The sequence below is a fragment of the Pseudomonas sp. NS1(2017) genome, assembly GCF_002269425.1.
Taxonomy (GTDB): Bacteria; Pseudomonadota; Gammaproteobacteria; order Pseudomonadales; family Pseudomonadaceae; genus Aquipseudomonas; species Aquipseudomonas reactans.
Genome location: NZ_CP022960.1, coordinates 2,735,042 through 2,754,774 on the forward strand (window position 1 = coordinate 2,735,042; position 19,733 = coordinate 2,754,774).

Annotated in this window: 16 protein-coding genes; 8 read left to right on the forward strand and 8 right to left on the reverse strand. The window is 62.1% G+C overall.

Going from position 1 to position 19,733, the window contains the following annotated elements:
* Positions 1 to 39 precede the first annotated feature (39 nt).
* The 8 genes from CI807_RS12925 to CI807_RS12960 all read right to left on the reverse strand — a co-directional run bounded on the left by CI807_RS12925 (position 40) and on the right by CI807_RS12960 (position 10,145).
* A complete protein-coding gene (locus tag CI807_RS12925; protein WP_095014921.1) occupies positions 40 to 1,902 on the reverse strand; it encodes an FAD/NAD(P)-binding protein in 1,863 nt (620 codons plus the stop codon).
* Between the two features lie 94 nt (positions 1,903 to 1,996).
* Positions 1,997 to 3,421 (reverse strand): gamma-aminobutyraldehyde dehydrogenase, encoded by a 1,425-nt coding sequence (locus CI807_RS12930; protein WP_095017542.1) that lies wholly within the window; start codon positions 3,419 to 3,421, stop codon positions 1,997 to 1,999.
* Positions 3,422 to 3,442: 21 nt separating this feature from the next.
* Positions 3,443 to 4,252, reverse strand: a complete 810-nt coding sequence (locus tag CI807_RS12935) for an ABC transporter permease (RefSeq protein WP_012722540.1) — start codon at positions 4,250 to 4,252, stop codon at positions 3,443 to 3,445.
* Positions 4,242 to 5,171, reverse strand: a complete 930-nt coding sequence (locus CI807_RS12940; protein ID WP_095014922.1) for an ABC transporter permease — start codon at positions 5,169 to 5,171, stop codon at positions 4,242 to 4,244. The genes CI807_RS12935 and CI807_RS12940 overlap by 11 nt, the downstream gene beginning before the upstream one ends.
* A 1-nt stretch (position 5,172) precedes the next feature.
* Complete coding sequence (locus tag CI807_RS12945) at positions 5,173 to 6,207, reverse strand: ABC transporter ATP-binding protein (protein ID WP_095014923.1); 1,035 nt, start codon at positions 6,205 to 6,207, stop codon at positions 5,173 to 5,175.
* A 211-nt stretch (positions 6,208 to 6,418) separates the two neighbouring features.
* Complete coding sequence (gene ydcS / locus CI807_RS12950; protein ID WP_095014924.1) at positions 6,419 to 7,570, reverse strand: putative ABC transporter substrate-binding protein YdcS; 1,152 nt, start codon at positions 7,568 to 7,570, stop codon at positions 6,419 to 6,421.
* 72 nt (positions 7,571 to 7,642) lie between these two features.
* Positions 7,643 to 9,100 carry a gamma-aminobutyraldehyde dehydrogenase gene (locus tag CI807_RS12955; RefSeq protein ID WP_177409576.1) on the reverse strand — a complete coding sequence of 486 codons (1,458 nt, stop codon included), beginning with the start codon at positions 9,098 to 9,100 and terminating at the stop codon, positions 7,643 to 7,645.
* 133 nt (positions 9,101 to 9,233) lie between these two features.
* Entirely contained in the window at positions 9,234 to 10,145 is a 912-nt protein-coding gene (locus tag CI807_RS12960) for a LysR family transcriptional regulator (RefSeq protein WP_003209548.1), read from the reverse strand.
* A gap of 168 nt (positions 10,146 to 10,313) precedes the next feature.
* Here CI807_RS12960 and CI807_RS12965 point away from each other — a divergent pair, with 168 nt between their 5' ends.
* The 8 genes from CI807_RS12965 to CI807_RS13000 all read left to right on the forward strand — a co-directional run bounded on the left by CI807_RS12965 (position 10,314) and on the right by CI807_RS13000 (position 19,589).
* The gene (locus CI807_RS12965) at positions 10,314 to 11,024 is read left to right on the forward strand and encodes a tellurite resistance TerB family protein (RefSeq protein ID WP_028619109.1); all 711 of its coding nucleotides are present in this window, start codon (positions 10,314 to 10,316) and stop codon (positions 11,022 to 11,024) included.
* A gap of 149 nt (positions 11,025 to 11,173) precedes the next feature.
* Complete coding sequence (locus CI807_RS12970; protein ID WP_095014926.1) at positions 11,174 to 12,796, forward strand: methyl-accepting chemotaxis protein; 1,623 nt, start codon at positions 11,174 to 11,176, stop codon at positions 12,794 to 12,796.
* A complete protein-coding gene (locus tag CI807_RS12975; protein WP_095014927.1) occupies positions 12,796 to 13,308 on the forward strand; it encodes a chemotaxis protein CheW in 513 nt (170 codons plus the stop codon). Before CI807_RS12970 ends, CI807_RS12975 begins: the two co-directional genes overlap by 1 nt.
* Positions 13,305 to 14,564 carry a protein-glutamate O-methyltransferase CheR gene (locus tag CI807_RS12980; RefSeq protein ID WP_095014928.1) on the forward strand — a complete coding sequence of 420 codons (1,260 nt, stop codon included), beginning with the start codon at positions 13,305 to 13,307 and terminating at the stop codon, positions 14,562 to 14,564. The genes CI807_RS12975 and CI807_RS12980 overlap by 4 nt, the downstream gene beginning before the upstream one ends.
* Positions 14,561 to 15,262, forward strand: a complete 702-nt coding sequence (locus CI807_RS12985) for a chemotaxis protein CheW (protein WP_095014929.1) — start codon at positions 14,561 to 14,563, stop codon at positions 15,260 to 15,262. The genes CI807_RS12980 and CI807_RS12985 overlap by 4 nt, the downstream gene beginning before the upstream one ends.
* The gene (locus tag CI807_RS12990) at positions 15,259 to 17,529 is read left to right on the forward strand and encodes a hybrid sensor histidine kinase/response regulator (RefSeq protein ID WP_095014930.1); all 2,271 of its coding nucleotides are present in this window, start codon (positions 15,259 to 15,261) and stop codon (positions 17,527 to 17,529) included. The genes CI807_RS12985 and CI807_RS12990 overlap by 4 nt, the downstream gene beginning before the upstream one ends.
* Positions 17,526 to 18,536, forward strand: a complete 1,011-nt coding sequence (locus CI807_RS12995) for a chemotaxis response regulator protein-glutamate methylesterase (RefSeq protein WP_016977908.1) — start codon at positions 17,526 to 17,528, stop codon at positions 18,534 to 18,536. The genes CI807_RS12990 and CI807_RS12995 overlap by 4 nt, the downstream gene beginning before the upstream one ends.
* 51 nt (positions 18,537 to 18,587) lie before the next feature.
* A complete protein-coding gene (locus CI807_RS13000) occupies positions 18,588 to 19,589 on the forward strand; it encodes a diguanylate cyclase domain-containing protein (protein WP_016977907.1) in 1,002 nt (333 codons plus the stop codon).
* Positions 19,590 to 19,733: the final 144 nt, after the last annotated feature.

Here is a 19,733-nt window from a genome sequence, read left to right on the forward strand (position 1 = left end):
TCAAGGGCCTCATCGCCGGCAAGCCGGCTCCTACAAGGGTCAGGCGATTTCGCCTACGGCGCGATACGCCTCATCAATCGCGGCATGGGCATACGCGCTCCACGCCGCGTCTGAGTTGGCAATGCTCACATGCCCCACCGGCTTTTTCGCCAGGTTCATCCACGCCTCGCTCTGGTCCGCATCGTCGAACAAGCTGTTGGAGAAGCTCGCATAACCGTGTGACCAGCGGTTGACAGTGATCGCCAGAATGTCGGTCTCATGGTTGAACCCACCCGGCCCGAGCATGCGTTGCAACTGGTCACGCAACTGCGCTTCCAATTGCTCGAACGTCTGCCCATACAGCTTGCCCCGCCCGGCGCGAGCCTGGTCGCGGGCGTTCATGCCGCTGTTGGGGCTGGTGGGCACATAGACCATGTGCAAGCCAATCGGCTGCGCCGGGTCGCGCGGGTGGTCGTAACCGCCCATGCTCACCGGGTAGTCCAGCTTGATGCGGCTGTAGGGCTGGGTTGCCGCGTAGATCTCATGCACGCCCAACTTCTGGAACGACTGCCAATTGCGGATCACCACCTTGGTGTACACCAGCGGGTACTTCACGTTCTGGCTCAGGGCTTGGGCTTGCGGCGCCGGCAGATCCTTCAACAGGTACGGGATCATCATGTTGTAGCAGGCCAGGATGCAGCGCTTGCCGCGCACCTGTGCGAGTTGCCCACCACGGCTGTAGCCGATATGCACGCTGTTGCCGACGTTGCGCACGCTGACCGCCGTGCTGTTCAAGCGCAAGCGCACGGCCGCCTTGGGCTGGTCGAGCTTGGCGTAGTCAAACGCCGCCAGCACGATATCGTCCATGGTGTGCCCTGGCGCCACGCCCGGGATCAGGCTGCGCACCAGCAACCGCGCGACCGAGGCATTGCCATCCGGGAAGTGGTAGATGTAGGGCTCTTCCATTTCCGCTGCCGCTTCTTCGCTGATCGGCGCCAGGTTCATCCCTGCAAAGCCCGGGAAGCCCACGCTGTAGGCGTCCGCCGAAGCCACGGCATCGATGCTCAACGCCATGAAGTCATTGGTGCGGCTCTGGAAGTACTTCACCGCGCCTTCCGATAGTCCTACGTTTTTGAGCAGGAAATCCCGGTAGCTGGTAGCCGCCAGGTAGTCGGCCTTTTCTTCGGCCGTCTTGCCCGGCAGATAGTCCTTGGGTGCTGTGTGCAGTTCGATCAGGGCCTGGCGGTCTGCCGCTGGCAAGGGGAAGTCATTGATGAAGTCGCGGATGGCGCGGGCATTCAACTGGTCCGGTGCAATATCGTCGGCCACCATCGGCGTCGGGTCGCCGGTCACCAGTTTGTCTTCGCCGAAGTTTTCCTTGTCGAAGAACACCCCGCGCGACAGCCCAAGGCCCGGATAAAACTGGCGGTCGAAGGCGGTTTCAAAGCGCTTGATGTTGACCCCGAGCTTTTTCAACAGCCCGTTCACTTCCTTGCTGTAGAGGTGGTTGGGCGACTGGAACGCCTCGCTGCCGCCGTAGCCGATGATCATGCGGCCACCGGCCTGGAATTCATTGCGCTTGGCGTGGCCGCCGAAGTCGTCGTGGTTTTCCAGGATCAGGATTTTCGCCTTGGGGTGCTTCTCGCGGTAGAACCAGGCCGCCGACAAACCACTCAAGCCGCCGCCCACGACCACCAGGTCATAGTCCTCGGTGATCGGCAGCGTGTCGGTGTCGAACACCTTCTTTTCCCAGCCCATCTGGTGCGCCACTTCGAACGACCCGGCATGGCTGCCACGCAGGCCGGTGAGGGCGGGTGGGTAGTAACGGCCATCGGGAGCGGCTTGCAGGAGTTGCAGTGGGGTCATGCCGGCGGCGATGGTGACGGCGACGCCATTGAGGAAGTCGCGGCGGGTGATGTCCATGGAAACCTACATAATTTTATTGTTATGGACGCTTTATCTGTAGGAGCGAGCAAGCTCGCTCCTACAGTAAGGCATTAAGGCGTTTGGGCGAGACTCAGTGCTTGAACATCACATGCCGCACGGTGGTGTAATCCTCCAGCCCGTACATGGACATATCCTTGCCATAACCGGACAGTTTCTGACCGCCGTGGGGCATTTCGCTGACGAGCATGAAGTGGGTGTTCACCCAGGTGCAGCCGTACTGCAGGCGTGCGGCCAAGCGGTGGGCGCGTCCTACATCGGCGGTCCACACGGATGACGCCAGGCCGTAGTCCGAATCATTGGCCCAGCCCAGCACCTGCGCTTCATCGTTGAACTTGGTTACCGAGACCACCGGCCCGAACACCTCACGGCGCACGATTTCGTCGTCCTGTTGGGCGTCGGCCAATACCGTCGGCTCGAAGAAGAAACCATTGCCTTCCACGGCCTTGCCACCGGTGACCAGGCGAATGTGCGGCTGCGCCACGGCGCGTTCGACAAACCCGGCGACACGGTCGCGATGCTGTGCGGTGATCAATGGGCCCAGCTCGGTGGCCGGATCATCCTGCAAGCCATACTGGATGCTGGCGACCGCCGCGCCGAGCTTCTCGACAAACTTCTCGTAGATTTCCGCTTGCGCGTAAATCCGACAGGCCGCCGTGCAATCCTGACCGGCGTTGTAGAAACCAAAGGTACGAATGCCTTCCACGGCGGCGTCGATGTCCGCGTCGTTGAAGATGATCACTGGCGCCTTGCCACCCAACTCCATGTGCATGCGCTTCACGCTGTCGGCGGTGCTGGAGATGATGTTTGCGCCCGTGGCGATGGAGCCGGTCAGCGACACCATGCGCACTTTCGGGTGGTTCACCAGCGGGCTGCCGACGGTTGGCCCACGGCCGAACACCAGGTTGAGCACACCGGCCGGGAAGATTTCAGCGGCCAATTCGACCATGCGTAGCGCGGTCAACGGGGTTTGCTCCGACGGCTTGAGCACCACGGTATTACCGGCGGCGAGGGCCGGGGCGATTTTCCAGGCGACCATCATCAGCGGGTAGTTCCACGGTGCGATGGAAGCAATCACACCCACCGGATCGCGGCGGATCATCGAGGTATGGCCGGGCAGGTATTCGCCGCCGGCCGAGCCGCTCATGCAACGGCTGGCGCCGGCAAAGAAGCGGAATACGTCGGCAATCGCCGGAATTTCATCGTTCAGGGCGGCGCTGTAGGGCTTGCCGCAATTGTCCGACTCCAGCTTGGCCAACTCTTCGCCGTGGGCCTCGATCACGTCCGCCAGTTTCAGCAGCAACAGCGAGCGATCCTTCGGCGCGGTTTGCGACCAGCTTTCGAAAGCCACATCGGCTGCGCGCACGGCGGCGTCGACCTGGGCTTCGCTGGCTTCGTTGATTTCCACCAGCACGCGGCCGAGCGCCGGGTTGAATACCGCCTGAGCCGGGCCTTCGCCCTCGACCAGTTGGCCATTAATCAGCAATTTGGTTTGCATCGCCATGTCCTCTTCAAACAATTATTTACCGCCACTACCGGCCACGCTTTCACCGCCGCGCGTCAGGTAATAGGCACCGAGAATCGGGAACATCGTCACCAGCATCACCAGCATCGCGACCACGTTGGTCACCGGCACATCCCGTGGGCGGCTCAGTTGGTTGAGCAGCCACAACGGCAAGGTGCGTTCGTGGCCGGCGGTGAAGGTGGTGACGATGATTTCGTCGAACGACAGCGCAAAGGCGAGCATGCCGCCGGCCAGCAGCGCCGAGCCCAGGTTGGGCATGATGATGTAGCGGAAGGTCTGCCAGCCGTCGGCGCCCAGGTCCATCGAGGCTTCGATCAAACTGTGGGAGGTACGGCGCAGGCGGGCGATGACGTTGTTGTAGACGATCACCACACAGAAGGTCGCGTGGCCGACGATGATGGTGAACATCCCCGGCTCGATACCCAGCGTCTTGAAGGTCGCCAGCAACGCGATACCGGTGATGATCCCCGGCAGCGCAATCGGCAGGATCAGCATCAACGACACGCCTTGCTTGCCAAAGAACTCACGGCGATACAGCGCCGCCGAGGCCAGGGTGCCGAGCACCATGGCGATCAGGGTAGCGATGGCCGCAATCTGCAACGACAGCTTGATCGCTTCCAGCACGTCCGGCCGGGCGAACGCAACGCTGAACCACTTCAGGGTAAAGCCCTGTGGCGGAAAGCTGAACGCGGCTTCTTCGGTGTTGAAGGCGTAGAGGAAGATGATCAGGATCGGGAAGTGGAGAAAAACCAGTCCACCCCAAGCTGCGATCTTCAGACCCATGGAAGATTTTTCAGAGTGCATCGAAGGCCCCCAGGCGTTTGACGATGGACAGGTAAACCGCGATCAGCACGATCGGCACCAGCGTGAACGCTGCGGCCATGGGCATGTTGCCGATGGCGCCTTGCTGGGCATAGACCATGCCGCCGACGAAGTAACCCGGCGGGCCCACCAGCTGCGGCACGATGAAGTCGCCTAGGGTCAGCGAAAACGTGAAGATGGAACCGGCGGCAATCCCCGGAATCGACAGCGGCAAGATCACCTGCATGAAGGTCTGGCGCGGCTTGGCGCCAAGATCCGCCGAGGCTTGCAGCAACGACGGCGGCAAACGTTCCAGGGACGCCTGGATCGGCAGGATCATGAACGGCAGCCAGATGTAGACGAACACCATGAAGCGCCCCAGGTGCGAGGTGCTCAAGGTGCTGCCGCCTACGCCGGGAATGCCCAGCACGAACTGCAACACCGGCTCCAAACCCAGGTGCTGCACGAACCACTGCGCCACGCCGCCCTTGGCCAGCAGCAAGGTCCAGGCATACGCCTTGACGATGTAGCTGGCCCACATCGGCATCATCACCGCGATATAGAAGAACGCCTTGGTCTTGCCCGTGGTGTAGCGCGCCATGTAGTAGGCAATCGGGAAGGCCACGACGGCGCTGGCGATCGACACCACAATCGCCATGCTCAGGGTGCGCACGATGATGTCGAAGTTCGACGACTGGAACAGCGCGGCGAAGTTGGCCAGGGTCAGGTCCGGGGTGACCGCCATGGTGAAATCGTCAAACGTATAGAAGCCTTGCCAGAGCAGGGTCAGCAGCGAACCGAGGTAGATCGCGCCGAACCAGATCAGCGGCGGCACCAGCAGCATCGCCAGGTAGAGGTTGGGCTTGCGGTACAGCAGGTTGGAAAACCTGCGCATCGGCGGTTGGGAAAGGGCCAGGCTCATGTCACACCTCGCCTGCGATGTCGGTCAGCGGCACCATGGCTTCACGGGCCCAGCGCGCGGTGAGGGTCTGGCCGACTTGATGGCCGGCAGTAGTGTCCAGCCATTGGTTGTTGGCACGGCTGATGTTCAGGGGCTGGCCGTTTTCCAGCTTCAATTCATAGCGGGTGGCGCTGCCCTGGTACTGGATATCGTGGAGCAAGCCGCTGATTTCCACTTCGCCAGCGCCCAGCGGGCCTTCGGCAAAGCGCACATGTTCCGGGCGGATCGAGAAGGGTTGCGCATTGCCGCTGAGGCGCTGGGCCAGCTCGCCACGAATCACGTTGGAGGTGCCGACGAACTCGGCGACGAACGACGTGGCGGGTTTCATATAGAGGTTGCGCGGGGTGTCGACCTGCTCGATGCGGCCTTTGTTGAACACGGCTACGCGGTCGGACATCGACAACGCTTCGGTCTGGTCGTGGGTCACGAAGATAAAGGTGATGCCCAACTGGCGTTGCAGCTTCTTCAGCTCGCTTTGCATCTGCTCGCGCAGCTTGAGGTCGAGGGCGCCCAAGGGTTCATCCAGCAGCAATACCCGTGGACGATTGACCAAGGCGCGGGCCAGGGCGACCCGTTGACGTTGGCCGCCGGAGAGTTGCACCGGCTTGCGGTCGCCGTAGCCGCCGAGGGCGACCATGGCCAGCGCCTCTTCGGCGCGGTTCAGGCGTTCCGCCTTGCCCACGCCCTTGACCTTGAGGCCGTAGGCCACGTTGTCGCGCACGTTCATATGGGGGAACAGCGCGTAATCCTGGAACACGGTGTTCACATCGCGCTGATACGGCGGCAAGCCGGCGGCTTCCTCGCCATGGATACGGATCGAGCCTGCGCTCGGCTGCTCAAACCCGGCGATCAGGCGCAGGCAGGTGGTCTTGCCCGAGCCGGAAGGGCCGAGCATGGAAAAGAACTCGCCGTCCTGGATATCGATGGAAACCCGGTCAACGGCTTTCACTTCGCCGAATTGACGGGAAACGTGGGTGAATTGGACTGCAAGCGTCATGGTGCGGTGCTCCAAAAAGGCGCGGGTCGTCGCAGCGGCCCGGCCTGGACTTCTGAAAAATCTGGGAATCTGTGAACGCAAATGAAATGTGGGAGCTTTTCTGTGGGAGCCGGGCTTGCCCGCGATGCAGGCGCCTCAGTGTGTCTGTTGCACCGAGGTGATGCCATCGCAGGCAAGCCAGCTCCCACAGGGATCTCTTTCAGTTCAGGAGCTAGCGGCCGCCCATGATCGCAATGTAATCCTGGGTCCAGCGGCTGTACGGCACGAACTTGCCGCCTTCAGCCTGCGGGGTTTTCCAGAAGGCGATCTTGTCGAACTGATCGAACCCGTTGGTCTTGCAACCTTCGGCGCCGAGCAACTCGCTTTCCTTGCACGCCGCAGGCACTGCTGGCAGCGAACCGAACCAGGCGGCAACGTCGCCCTGGACCTTCGGCTGCAGCGACCAGTCCATCCATTTGTAGGCGCAGTTCGGGTGCTTGGCCTCGGTGTGCAACATGGTGGTGTCGGCCCAGCCGGTGGCGCCTTCCTTTGGAATGGTCGAGGCAATCGGCTGTTTCTCGTTCTGCAGGCCGTTGACCTGATACGGCCAGGCGCTGGAAGCCACCACGCCTTCATTCTTGAAGTCACTCATTTGCACGGTGGTGTCGTGCCAGTAGCGGTGGATCAGCGGCTGTTGCGCACGCAGCAGTTCGAGCACGGCCTTGTACTGGGTTTCGGTCAGTTCATAGGGGTTCTGGATGCCCAATTCCGGCTTGGTCGACTTGAGGTACAGCGCCGCATCGGCAATGTAGATCGGGCCGTCATACGCCTGCACACGGCCTTTGTTCGGCTTGCCGTCCGGCAGGTTTTGCGCGTCGAACAGCACGTTCCAGCTGGTGGGCGCGGTCTTGAACACGTTGGTGTTGTACATCAACACGTTCGGGCCCCACTGGTACGGGGTGCCGTAGGTTTGCTGGCCGACTACATACCACGGCGCATCTTTCAGGCGTGGGTCGATGTTCTTCCAGTTGGGGATCAGCGAGGTGTTGATCGGCTGCACACGTTTGCCGACGATCAGCCGCAACGACGCATCGCCCGACGCGGTGACCAGGTCATACCCGCCTTTGGCCATCAAACTGACCATTTCGTCAGAGGTGGCGGCGGTTTTCACGTTGACCTTGCAGCCGGTTTCCTTCTCGAAACCGGTGACCCAGTCGTAGGCCTTGTCGCTTTCGCCACGCTCGATATAACCGGGCCAGGCGACGATATCCAACTGGCCTTCTCCGGCGCCCACCGCTTTGAGTGGTTCGGCGGCCTGGAGGCTGGCGCTGGCCAGCAGCGCGGTAGTCAGGGCACTGAGCAGTGCGGTCTTGTGCGCAGACATGGGGGTTCCCTCTTCTTTAATTATGGTCGGGGCAGTGTTTGAAGCCGGTAACGCAACAGCTTAGTTGTTGTTTTAAAGATGCTGACCGTGGCGCGCCATGATGTGGCGCACCACGCTGTAGTCCTGCAGCGAATCGCTGGACAGATCCTTCCCATACCCCGAGCGCTTCAAGCCGCCGTGGGGCATTTCGCTGACCAGCATGAAATGGCTGTTGATCCAGGTGCAGCCGTATTGCAGGCGCGCCGCCACCTGCATGGCCTTGTCCAGGTTCTGGGTCCACACCGAGGAGGCCAGGCCGTATTCGGAGTCGTTGGCCCAGTCCACCGCCTGCTCCAGCTCGTCGAAGCGGGTCACGGTGACCACCGGGCCGAACACCTCGCGCTGCACGATTTCATCGTTCTGTTTACAGCCGGCGAGCAGGGTGGGTTGGTAATAGAAGCCGGCGCCGGAATGCACGGCGGCGCCGGTGATGCGTTCGATATGCGGCTGGCCGAGGGCGCGTTCGACAAAACTGGCGACGCGGTCGCGCTGACGCGTGCTGATCAGCGGGCCGAGCTCATTGTCGGCATCGCGCTTGCCGGCAAAACGCAGGCTGCTGACCGCCGCGCCCAGCTCAGCCACCAGTTTGTCGTGGATACCGGCCTGGGCGTAGATGCGGCACGCGGCGGTGCAGTCCTGGCCGGCGTTGTAATAGCCATAGGCGCGCACGCCCTCGACCACGGCTTGCAGGTCAGCGTCGTTGCACACGATCACCGGCGCCTTGCCGCCCAGTTCCAGGTGCGTGCGCTTAAGGGTTTTGGAGGCGGCTTGCAGGATTTTCTGCCCGGTGACGATATCGCCGGTCAGCGAGACCATGCGCACCTTGGGGTGGCTGACCAAGTGACTGCCGACGCCTTCGCCGCCGCCACACAGAATGTTGATCACGCCGCGTGGCAACAGCTCTTTAAGCGCCGGGGCCAGGGCCAGGATTGACAGCGGTGTGTGTTCCGATGGTTTGAACACCAAGGTATTACCAGCGGCCAGAGCCGGAGCGATTTTCCACGCGGCCATCATCAGCGGGTAGTTCCACGGCGCGATGGATGCCACCACGCCAATCGGATCGCGACGCACCATGCTGGTGTAGCCCGGCAGATATTCGCCGCTCAACTGCCCGGTCTGGCAACGCACAGCGCCAGCGAAGAAACGGAATACATCGACGGTGGCGCTCAAGTCATCCTGACGCGCCAAGTGCAACGGCTTGCCGCAGTTCAGGGCTTCCAGGCGGGCAAGGTAGTCAGCTTGTTTTTCGATGGCGTCGGCAATGCCGAGCAGGATGTTCGAACGCTGCTGTGGCGTAGTTCGCGACCAGCCGGCGAAGGCGCGGTGGGCGGCGAGGATCGCAGTTTCCACTTGTTCGGTGCTGGCTTCGGCGATCTGGGTGAGCACTTCACCGGTGGCCGGGTTGAGGATCGGCTCGGCAAACCCCTGGCCTTGGACCAGTTCGCCGTCGATCAGCAACGCAGTGAGCAGCGGGGTGGGCGCGCCGGACATTTTTCGCGATCTCTTTTCTTGTGTGGCCATGGGCGTTCTCTTACAAGGCGCCTGACCTTCTCTTATGGGATGAACAGAGACTAGAGGTCAGGCGCGAGGTCAACAAATACTAAATACTGAATGCAGCATTCGATTAAATAGATGGCTTGCGCGGGTGGGGCTGTTCACGGGCGACGGTCAGGAACGGGTCGACCAGCGCCGGCCGTGCGGTGCCGCGGCGCCAGGCTAGGCCGACGTCGAGGGTCTGGCTGAGGTCGGCAATCGGCCGGGCTTCAATGATGTCGCCTTCAAGTGACCAGGGCCGGTAGGTCATGTCCGGCTGGATCGACACGCCGAGGCCCGCCGCCACCAGGCTTCGCACGGCTTCGGTGGAAGCGGTTCGCAAGGTCACACGCGGTTGCAGGCCTGCGCCGGTCCACATGCGCTGGGCGTTGTGGCCCATTTCGTCGACGTTCAGCTGGATCAGCGGTTCACGCGCCACATCGGCCAAGTTAATGCTGTCGTGTTCCAGCAGTGGATGTTGTGCCGGTAGCCACAAGCGGTGCGGGGAGTGGGTGAGGACTTCGGTCTGCAAGGCGTGGCGGTCTTCGAGGTTGGAAAGGATCAGCACGCCCACATCGATTTCGCCGCTGACCAGCAAATGTTCGATATACGGGCGTTCATCCTCCATCACGCGGATTTCCACATTGGGGTAGGCGCGCTGGAATCGCGTCAACAAATCCGCGAGGTAATAGCCAGCCACCAGGCTCGTCACGCCGATGATCAACTGCCCGGCGACCTGGTCGGTGCTCTGTTGCAGGCTGCGCTTGGCGTTGTCGACAGTGGCGAGGATCAGGTGCGCCTGGCGCAGGAATTGATGGCCCTGGTGGGTCAGGGTCATGCCCTTGGCGTGCCGGTTGAACAGGTTGACGCCGATTTCCTGCTCCAATTGCTGGATCGCCAGGGTCAGGGTCGATTGGGAAATGAACGCTGTTTGCGCAGCAGCGGAGATCGAACCGGTCTCGGCCACGGCGATAAAATGCCGGATTTGACGCAAGGTCATCATGCTGGAATTACCAGTGGGGTGTTTTTATAGATTTTTTCGAGTGTATATCGATTTAAGCGAAGGGCGGCCGCGTTACATCTGGAAGCACTCTAGATCGAGGCTTTTTGGCACTTAGTTTTACGCTGGGAGCCTATTGGTCCTATGAACCCTAGTGTCTGGAGGCTACGAATGAATACCCGTGGATTGCTCGATCAGTTGCTCAAGTCTGGCCAGGACATGTTGCAAAACAAGGCTGGCGGCCAGCGTAAGCAGGACGACAAAGGTGCACTGGGCGGTTTGCTCGGCGGAGGCGGTCTGGGCAGCCTGCTCGGTGGCGCAGGTGGCGGCGCCCTGGCAGCCGGCGCCATGGGCCTGCTGCTGGGTAATAAAAAAGCCCGCAAATTCGGCGGCAAGGCCCTGACCTACGGCGGTCTGGCGGCGTTGGGCGTCATTGCCTACAAAGCCTATGGCAACTGGCAGGCGCAACAGGCCAACGCCCCGAAAGGTGAGCCGCAGACCATTGACCGCCTGCCACCGGCCCAGGTTGAGCTACACAGCCAAGGCATTCTCAAGGCGCTGGTCGCCGCCGCCAAGGCCGACGGCCATGTAGACGAGCGCGAGCGCGAATTGATCGAAGGCGAATTCACCAAGCTGGACAACGACCGCGAGCTGCAAAGCTGGCTGCACGCCGAGCTCAACAAGCCCCTGGACCCGGCTGACGTGGCGCGGGCGGCCGGCACGCCGGAAATGGCCGCCGAGATGTACATCGCCAGCGTGATGCTGGTGGACGAGGAAAACTTCATGGAGAAGGCCTACCTCGATGAACTGGCGCGCCAACTGAAACTGGAGCCTGGCTTGAAACTGGAGCTGGAAAAACAGGTGCGCCAGGCTTCACTCTGACCCTATCGCTTTATCGAAAACACCCCGGATGCCTTCAAGGCCCGGGGTGTTTTTGCATTCTGTGAGCGCTACATCAAAACCCGTTGATAAATGAGGGCTTCTGCTCAGCTATACTCCCCCGCATTTGATCGGCCCTTCGAGGAATTACTGTGAAGAACTGGACCTTGCGCCAACGGATCTTGGCAAGCTTTGCGGTCATTATCGCCATCATGCTGTTAATGGTTGTGGTCTCCTATTCACGGTTGCTGAAGATCGAAACCAGCGAAGTCGCGGTGCGCGATGATGCGGTGCCGGGTGTCTATCTCAGTTCCATGATTCGCAGCGCGTGGGTCGACAGCTACCTGCAGACCCTGGAATTGCTGGGCCTGCGTGAGAACAAGCAGCTGAGTGACGCTGATCGGGCGGAATTCAAGTCCTTTGAAGCGCGCATCCTGCAGCAGATGAACAACTACGATAAAACCATTGCCGGCAGTGAAGACCGTTCCGAGTTCGACAAATTCGAAGCCCTGCACCAGGCCTACAACAAGAGCCTGTCCACGGTGCTCGACAGCCTGCAGCGCGGTGACCTGACGGCCGCACGCAAAGAGTTCGATACGCAGTTGACGCCGACCTGGACCGCAGGCCGCATGAAGCTCAACGACATCATCACCGAGAACAAGAACGTCGCCGACCGTGCGACCAACGCAATCGATGATGCGGTTTCCGCCGCGAAAATCAGCATGTTTGTGTCGTTGGTCGTCGCCATCCTCGCCGCCGGCCTGTGCGGTCTTTTGCTGATGCGCGCGATCATGGCGCCGATGCAGCGCATCGTCGACATCCTCGAAACCATGCGCGATGGCGACCTGAGCAAGCGCTTGAACCTGGAGCGCAAGGATGAGTTCGGCGCCGTCGAAACCGGCTTCAACGACATGATGACCGAGCTGACCGCCCTGGTGTCCCAGGCCCAGCGTTCTTCGGTGCAGGTTACTACCTCGGTCACCGAGATTGCCGCCACGTCCAAGCAGCAACAGGCCACCGCCACTGAAACGGCTGCGACTACCACCGAAATCGGTGCCACCTCCCGCGAAATCGCCGCCACGTCCAAGGACCTGGTGCGCACCATGACTGAAGTCTCCACCGCCGCCGACCAGGCCTCGGTGGCTGCCGGTTCCGGCCAGCAAGGCCTGGCGCGTATGGAAGAAACCATGCACTCGGTGATGGGCGCGGCCGATCTGGTCAACGCCAAGCTGGCAATCCTCAATGAGAAGGCCGGCAACATCAACCAAGTGGTGGTGACCATCGTCAAGGTCGCCGACCAGACCAACCTGCTGTCGCTCAACGCCGCGATCGAGGCCGAAAAGGCCGGTGAATACGGTCGCGGTTTTGCCGTGGTCGCCACTGAAGTGCGGCGCCTGGCCGACCAGACTGCCGTGGCCACCTACGACATCGAGCAGATGGTGCGCGAGATCCAGTCGGCGGTGTCCGCCGGCGTGATGGGCATGGACAAGTTTTCCGAGGAAGTACGTCGGGGCATGTTTGAAGTGCAGCAAGTCGGCGAGCAGTTGTCGCAGATCATCCATCAGGTGCAGGCCCTGGCGCCGCGCGTGTTGATGGTCAACGAAGGTATGCAGGCCCAGGCCACCGGCGCCGAGCAGATCAACCACGCCCTGGTGCAACTGGGCGATGCCAGCAGCCAGACCGTCGAGTCCCTGCGCCAGGCCAGCTTTGCCATTGATGAGCTGAGCCAGGTGGCGGTCGGTCTGCGCAGCGGCGTGTCGCGTTTCAAAGTCTGATGAGCGACCTCGCGGCTAAACGCGGTGCCGTCCCGGCAGCGAAAAAGGCGTTGTTCCTGGTGTTCCGCATCGGCAGCGAACGTTACGCCCTCAAGGCCACCGAAGTGGCCGAGGTGCTGCCGCGTCTGCCGTTGAAACCCATCGCCCATGCGCCGCTGTGGGTGGCAGGCATTTTTGCCCACCGTGGCGCGCTGGTGCCCGTAATCGACCTCAGTGCCTTGACCTTCGGCACCGCCGCCCAGGCGCGCACCAGCACGCGGCTGGTGCTGGTCAATTACCAGCCCGAGCCCTGGATCGAGGCACGCTGGCTGGGACTGATCCTGGAGCAGGCCACCGATACGTTGCGTTGTGATCCGACGGAGTTTCAGCCCTATGGCCTCGACAATCGCCAGGCGCCGTACCTGGGGCCGGTGCGCGAAGATGCGTTGGGCTTGATGCAATGGATCGGCGTGAATGACCTGCTCACCGATGAGGTGCGCGCCGTACTGTTTTCTGCCGAGCTGAGCCTATGAGCAGCGATCCGCGTTTCTTTGCCTTCCTTAAAGAGCGCATCGGCCTGGATGTCGCCTCGGTGGGCGAAGCCATCATCGAACGCGCGGTGCGCCAGCGCAGCCAGGCCGTCAATGCGCAAACGGCCGGCGAGTACTGGCAGCACTTGCAAAGTTCCGAGGATGAGCAGCAGGCACTGATCGAAGCGGTGATCGTCCCGGAAACCTGGTTTTTCCGTTACCCCGAATCGTTCGCGACTCTGGCCCGCCTGGCCAAGGCGCGCCTGATCGAAATCAAGCAGATGCGCGCCCTGCGCATCCTCAGCCTGCCGTGCTCCACCGGTGAAGAACCTTATTCGATTGCCATGGCCTTGCTGGACGCAGGCCTCGCGCCGCACCAGTTCAAGGTGCTGGGCCTGGATGTCAGCCCGCTGTCGGTGGAACGCGCACGGCGCGGGGTATATGGCAGGAACTCGTTTCGTGGGGGCGATATCGCGTTTCGCGACCGCCATTTCACCGAGTATGGCGATGGTTACCACATTGCCGACCGAGTACGCGAGCAGGTGCGCCTGCAAGTGGGCAACCTGCTCGATCCGGGCTTGCTGGCCAATGAAGCGAGCTACGATTTCGTGTTCTGCCGCAACCTGCTGATCTACTTCGACCAGCCGACCCAGAAGCAAGTGTTCGACGTGCTCAAGGGCCTGACCCATGTGGACGGCGTGCTGTTTATCGGCCCGGCTGAGGGCAGCCTGTTGGGGCGTCACGGCATGCGTTCGATTGGGGTGCCGCAGTCGTTTGCCTTCAGTCGGCATGCCGAACCGGTAACACCAGCGCCCGTGTTTGTGCCGATCGCCGCGCCCATCCCGCAACGCAGTGCGGCGCCGATTCCAAGTAAGCCACGGCCGTTCAGCACGGTCAGCGCCCAGGTGGTGCCGATCAAGGCGCCGCACACCGATGCGGGTGACCTGCTCAGTCGCATCGCCACCCTGGCCAATGAAGGCAAGAGTGCCGAAGCCCGCGCCGCGTGCGAGCAGTATTTGAGCAACCACCCGCCGGCCGCCCAGGTGTTCTACTGGCTCGGGCTGCTCAGCGACGTGGCCGGCAGCGCCCTGGAAGCCCAGGGTTATTATCGAAAAGCCTTGTACCTGGAACCCCAGCACCCGCAGGCCTTGATGCACCTGGCCGCGTTGCTCGAATCCCAGGGCGACAGTGCGGGAGCGCGCCGCCTGCAGGCGCGGGCCGCCCGTAGCGAGCGAGCTGACAGTGAGTCCAAACGATGAGTAACACCGAGGCGCTCGACACCGCCGGCCTGGACCTGACCTTGGCCGACACCCAAGCCATCGACGACTGCTGGAACCGCATCGGCATCCATGGCGACAAATCCTGCCCGTTGCTGGCGGACCATATCCATTGCCGCAACTGCTCGGTGTACTCGGCAGCAGCCACGCGGTTGCTGGACCGCTACGCCTTGCAGCAAGACACGCATCGCCCGCATGCCGCTGTCGAGCTCGGCGAAGATGTGGTCACCCGCTCATTGCTGATGTTCCGTCTCGGCGAAGAGTGGCTGGGCATAGCCACCCGTTGCCTGGTGGAAGTCGCGCCGTTGCAACCGATTCATTCCCTGCCGCACCAACGCTCGCGCGCCTTGCTCGGCGTGGCCAATGTGCGGGGTGCGCTGGTGGCATGCCTTTCGCTGGTGGAACTGCTCGGCCTGGACGTCACCAGCAACGGCGCCAGCGGTGGCCGCATCATGCCGCGCATGCTGATCATCGCCGCGCAGGATGGCCCGGTGGTGGTGCCGGTGGATGAAGTCGACGGGATCCACGCCATTGATGAGCGCACCTTGAAGGCGGCTTCGGCCTCCGGCACCCAGGCCAGCGCGCGCTACACCCAAGGCGTGTTGCAGTGGAAAGGCCGCAGCCTGCGGTGGCTGGACGAGGCGCAATTGTTGTCCGCCGTGACCCGGAGCCTCACATGACCCCCGACCAGATGCGCGATGCCTCGCTGCTGGAACTGTTCAGCCTGGAAGCCGATGCGCAGACCCAGGTCCTGAGCGCGGGCCTGCTGGCCCTGGAACGCAACCCGACCCAGGCCGACCAGCTTGAGGCTTGCATGCGCGCTGCGCACTCGCTCAAGGGCGCGGCGCGTATCGTCGGGGTAGACGCCGGGGTCAGCGTCTCCCATGTGATGGAAGATTGCCTGGTCAGCGCCCAGGAAAGCCGCCTGTACCTGCAACCCGAACATATTGATGCGTTGCTGCAAGGCACCGACCTGTTGATGCGCATCGCTACGCCCGGCAATGACGTGGGGCCGGCGGATATCGAAGCCTATGTGGCGCTGATGGAGCGCCTGTTGGATCCGTCGCAGGCGCCGGTCAAGCCTGCGCCGCCGCCACCAGAACCGGCGGCTGTCGTTGAAGAGCTGCCGCCGGAGCCCGAGCCCGCACCGCCAGTGGCTGCTGAGCCGCCGCGGCAGAACAAACGCATGACCGAAGGCGGCGAGCGCGTGCTGCGGGTAACCGCTGAGCGCTTGAACAGCCTGCTCGACCTGTCGAGCAAGTCCCTGGTGGAAACCCAGCGGCTCAAGCCGTATTTGGCCAGCCTGCAACGCCTCAAACGTATTCAAAGCCAGAGCGTGCGGGCTCTGGATACGCTGGACGGGCAACTCAAGACCCAAAATCTGAACCTGGAAGCCCAGGAAGCACTGGCTGACACCCGCCGCCTGCTCAGCGAAGCCCAGGCCCTGCTGGCGGAAAAAACCGCCGAGCTGGATGAGTTCGGCTGGCAGGCCGGGCAGCGCGCCCAGGTGCTGTATGACACGGCGCTGGCCTGCCGCATGCGCCCGTTTGCCGATGTCCTGGCCGGGCAGGTGCGCATGGTTCGCGACCTTGGCCGCAGCCTCGGCAAACAGGTGCGCCTGGAGATCGAGGGCGAAAAGACCCAGGTCGACCGCGACGTGCTGGAAAAACTTGAAGCGCCGCTCACCCATCTGTTGCGCAATGCCGTGGACCACGGCATCGAAATGCCCGAGCAACGCCTGCTCGCAGGCAAGCCGGCTGAAGGCCTGATCCGCTTGCGCGCGTCCCACCAGGCCGGTTTGTTGGTGCTGGAATTGAGTGACGACGGCAATGGCGTCGACCTGGAACGCCTGCGCGGTACCATCGTCGACCGGCATCTGTCGCCGCTGGAAACCGCCCTGCGCCTGAGCGAAGAAGAGTTGCTGACGTTCCTGTTCCTGCCAGGGTTCAGCCTGCGCGACAAGGTCACCGAAGTGTCAGGGCGCGGCGTCGGCCTGGACGCGGTGCAGCATATGGTGCGCCAACTGCGCGGCGCGGTGGTGCTGGAGCAGACGGCGGGGCAGGGCAGTCGTTTCCACCTGGAAGTGCCATTGACCTTGTCGGTGGTGCGCAGCCTGGTGGTGGAGGTCGGCGAAGAAGCCTACGCGTTCCCGCTGGCTCACATCGAGCGCATGTGCGACCTGGCGCCGGACGATATCGTGCAACTGGAAGGTCGCCAGCATTTCTGGCACGAAGGCCGGCATGTCGGCCTGGTCGCCGCGAGCCAGTTGCTGCAGAGGCCGGCAGGGCAGAGTCCGTCGGACACCTTGAAGGTCGTGGTGATCCGCGAGCGCGATGCCGTGTATGGGATTGCCGTGGAGCGTTTTATCGGCGAGCGTACGCTGGTGGTGCTGCCGCTGGATGATCGTCTGGGCAAAGTCCAGGACATTTCCGCAGGCGCGTTGCTCGATGACGGCTCGGTGGTGTTGATCGTCGATGTCGAAGACATGCTGCGCTCGGTGGACAAACTGCTCAACACCGGTCGCCTGGAGCGTATCGCGCGGCGCAGCCAGCAGGCCACTGAGGCACCGCGTAAACGGGTGCTGGTAGTGGATGACTCGCTGACCGTGCGTGAACTGCAACGCAAATTGTTACTCAATCGTGGTTATGAAGTGGCCGTGGCGGTCGATGGCATGGACGGTTGGAACGCCTTGCGCTCCGAAGACTTTGACCTGTTGATCACTGATATTGATATGCCTCGTATGGACGGTATTGAATTGGTCACACTCTTGCGCCGTGACAGTCGCCTGCAATCGTTGCCGGTGATGGTGGTGTCCTACAAGGATCGCGAAGAAGACCGACGTCGTGGACTGGACGCCGGCGCCGACTATTATTTAGCCAAAGCCAGTTTCCACGATGACGCCCTGCTGGACGCCGTGGTGGAACTGATCGGAGGCGCGCGGGCATGAGGATTGCGATCGTCAATGACATGCCCCTGGCGGTGGAAGCCTTGCGCCGCGCCTTGAGCTTCGAGCCTGCGCATCAAGTCGTCTGGGTGGCTGCCAATGGCCTGGAGGCGGTGCAGCAGTGTGCCGAACTGACGCCGGACCTGATCCTGATGGACTTGATCATGCCGGTAATGGATGGCGTGGAGGCCACGCGACGGATCATGGCGCAGACCCCGTGCGCTATCGTCATCGTGACGGTCGACCGCCAGGCCAACGTGAGCCGGGTGTTCGAAGCCATGGGGCACGGCGCCCTGGACGTGGTGGACACGCCGCCCCTGGGCGTGGGCAACCCCAAGGATGCGGCGGCGCCGCTGTTGCGCAAGATCCTCAACATTGGCTGGTTGATCGGCCAACGCGGTAGCCGCGTACGTGCTGAAACCGTTGCGCCGCGAATCACCGGTAAACGCCAGAGCCTGGTGGCGATCGGTTCGTCGGCCGGTGGTCCGGCGGCCCTGGAAATCCTGCTCAAGGGCTTGCCCCGGGACTTTCCCGCCGCCATTGTGCTGGTGCAGCATGTGGATCAGGTGTTCGCTGCCGGCATGGCCGAGTGGCTGGGCAGCGCCTCCGGCCTGCCGGTGCGCCTGGCCCGTGAAGGCGAACCCCCGCAAAGCGGCGTGGTGCTGCTGGCCGGCACCAATCACCACATTCGTCTGTTGAAAAATGGCACGCTAGCCTATACAGCTGAGCCGGTGAACGAGATCTACCGGCCTTCGATCGACGTGTTTTTCGAAAGCGTGGCCAGCCACTGGAATGGCGATGCGGTCGGCGTATTGCTGACCGGCATGGGGCGCGACGGGGCTCAGGGCCTCAAGTTGCTGCGTGAACAAGGTTATTTGACCATCGCCCAGGATCAGCAAAGCTCGGCGGTGTATGGCATGCCCAAAGCGGCGGCGGCAATTGATGCTGCTGTTGAAATTCGCCCACTGGATAGAATTGCACCCCGATTGCTGGAGGTCTTTGCAAAATGAACAAGACTTCTCGCGGTGCTGGCTGGCAGGTAGTAATTCAGGTGACTGCACATGAATGATTTACAGATCGACGACATCAAGACCGACGAAAATGCCGCCATGGTGTTGCTGGTCGACGACCAGGCCATGATCGGTGAAGCCGTGCGGCGTGGCCTGGCCCATGAAGAAAATATCGACTTCCACTTCTGTGCCGACCCGCACCAGGCGATTGCCCAGGCGATCCGCATCAAGCCGACGGTCATCCTGCAGGATCTGGTGATGCCCGGCCTTGATGGCCTGACCCTGGTGCGTGAATACCGCAATCACCCGGCCACTGCGAATATCCCGATTATCGTGCTGTCCACCAAAGAAGATCCGCTGATCAAGAGCGCGGCGTTCTCTGCCGGGGCCAATGATTATCTGGTCAAGCTGCCGGATAACATCGAATTGGTGGCGCGTATTCGCTATCACTCGCGGTCCTACATGACCCTGTTGCAGCGGGATGCGGCTTATCGTGCGCTGCGGGTCAGCCAGCAGCAGTTGCTGGACACCAACCTGGTACTGCAACGGCTGATGAACTCCGATGGCCTGACCGGGTTGTCCAACCGTCGTCACTTTGATGAATACCTGGAGCTGGAGTGGCGTCGGGCCATGCGTGATCAGACTCAGTTGTCGTTGTTGATGATTGATGTGGATTTCTTCAAGACCTATAACGACAGCTTTGGGCATGTTGAAGGGGATGAGGCGTTGCGCAAGGTGGCGGCGGCCATTCGTGAGGCGAGCAGTCGGCCTTCGGATTTGCCGGCGCGCTATGGGGGTGAGGAGTTTGCCCTGGTGCTGCCTAATACCTCGCCGGGCGGGGCGCGGTTGGTGGCCGAGAAGCTGCGCATGGCGGTGGCGGCGCTGAAGATTCCGCATAACGCGCCGACTGAGGGGTCGAGTCTGACTATCAGTATCGGGCTGTCGACCATGACGCCGCAGCAGGGGACGGATTGCCGGCAGGTGATCTTGGCGGCGGATAAGGGGTTGTATACGGCTAAGCATAATGGGCGGAATCAGGTGGGGATTGAGTAGGGCGTTTTTGGGGACATATCCGTTGCTGCGGTAACGGCTGCGATTGGTTCCGCTCTTACAGCGGGTCACTTTTTGAAGAGCGCAAAAAGTAACCAAAAACGCTTCGCCCCAACACTCGGCACCTCGCCTAGGCTCGGTGTGCCC

What these genes read in the sequence shown, in the direction of transcription:
- CI807_RS12985 (WP_095014929.1), top strand. Translation starts at nt 14,561, where the DNA reads ATGAGTAACACCGAGGCGCTCGACACCGCCGGCCTGGACCTGACCTTG.
- CI807_RS12930 (WP_095017542.1), bottom strand. Translation starts at nt 3,421, where the DNA reads ATGCAAACCAAATTGCTGATTAATGGCCAACTGGTCGAGGGCGAAGGC.
- ydcS (WP_095014924.1), bottom strand. Translation starts at nt 7,570, where the DNA reads ATGTCTGCGCACAAGACCGCACTGCTCAGTGCCCTGACTACCGCGCTG.
- CI807_RS12960 (WP_003209548.1), bottom strand. Translation starts at nt 10,145, where the DNA reads ATGATGACCTTGCGTCAAATCCGGCATTTTATCGCCGTGGCCGAGACC.
- CI807_RS12925 (WP_095014921.1), bottom strand. Translation starts at nt 1,902, where the DNA reads ATGGACATCACCCGCCGCGACTTCCTCAATGGCGTCGCCGTCACCATC.
- CI807_RS12995 (WP_016977908.1), top strand. Translation starts at nt 17,526, where the DNA reads ATGAGGATTGCGATCGTCAATGACATGCCCCTGGCGGTGGAAGCCTTG.
- CI807_RS12940 (WP_095014922.1), bottom strand. Translation starts at nt 5,171, where the DNA reads ATGAGCCTGGCCCTTTCCCAACCGCCGATGCGCAGGTTTTCCAACCTG.
- CI807_RS12955 (WP_177409576.1), bottom strand. Translation starts at nt 9,100, where the DNA reads ATGTCCGGCGCGCCCACCCCGCTGCTCACTGCGTTGCTGATCGACGGC.
- CI807_RS12980 (WP_095014928.1), top strand. Translation starts at nt 13,305, where the DNA reads ATGAGCAGCGATCCGCGTTTCTTTGCCTTCCTTAAAGAGCGCATCGGC.
- CI807_RS12975 (WP_095014927.1), top strand. Translation starts at nt 12,796, where the DNA reads ATGAGCGACCTCGCGGCTAAACGCGGTGCCGTCCCGGCAGCGAAAAAG.
- CI807_RS12945 (WP_095014923.1), bottom strand. Translation starts at nt 6,207, where the DNA reads ATGACGCTTGCAGTCCAATTCACCCACGTTTCCCGTCAATTCGGCGAA.
- CI807_RS12990 (WP_095014930.1), top strand. Translation starts at nt 15,259, where the DNA reads ATGACCCCCGACCAGATGCGCGATGCCTCGCTGCTGGAACTGTTCAGC.
- CI807_RS12965 (WP_028619109.1), top strand. Translation starts at nt 10,314, where the DNA reads ATGAATACCCGTGGATTGCTCGATCAGTTGCTCAAGTCTGGCCAGGAC.
- CI807_RS13000 (WP_016977907.1), top strand. Translation starts at nt 18,588, where the DNA reads ATGAATGATTTACAGATCGACGACATCAAGACCGACGAAAATGCCGCC.
- CI807_RS12935 (WP_012722540.1), bottom strand. Translation starts at nt 4,252, where the DNA reads ATGCACTCTGAAAAATCTTCCATGGGTCTGAAGATCGCAGCTTGGGGT.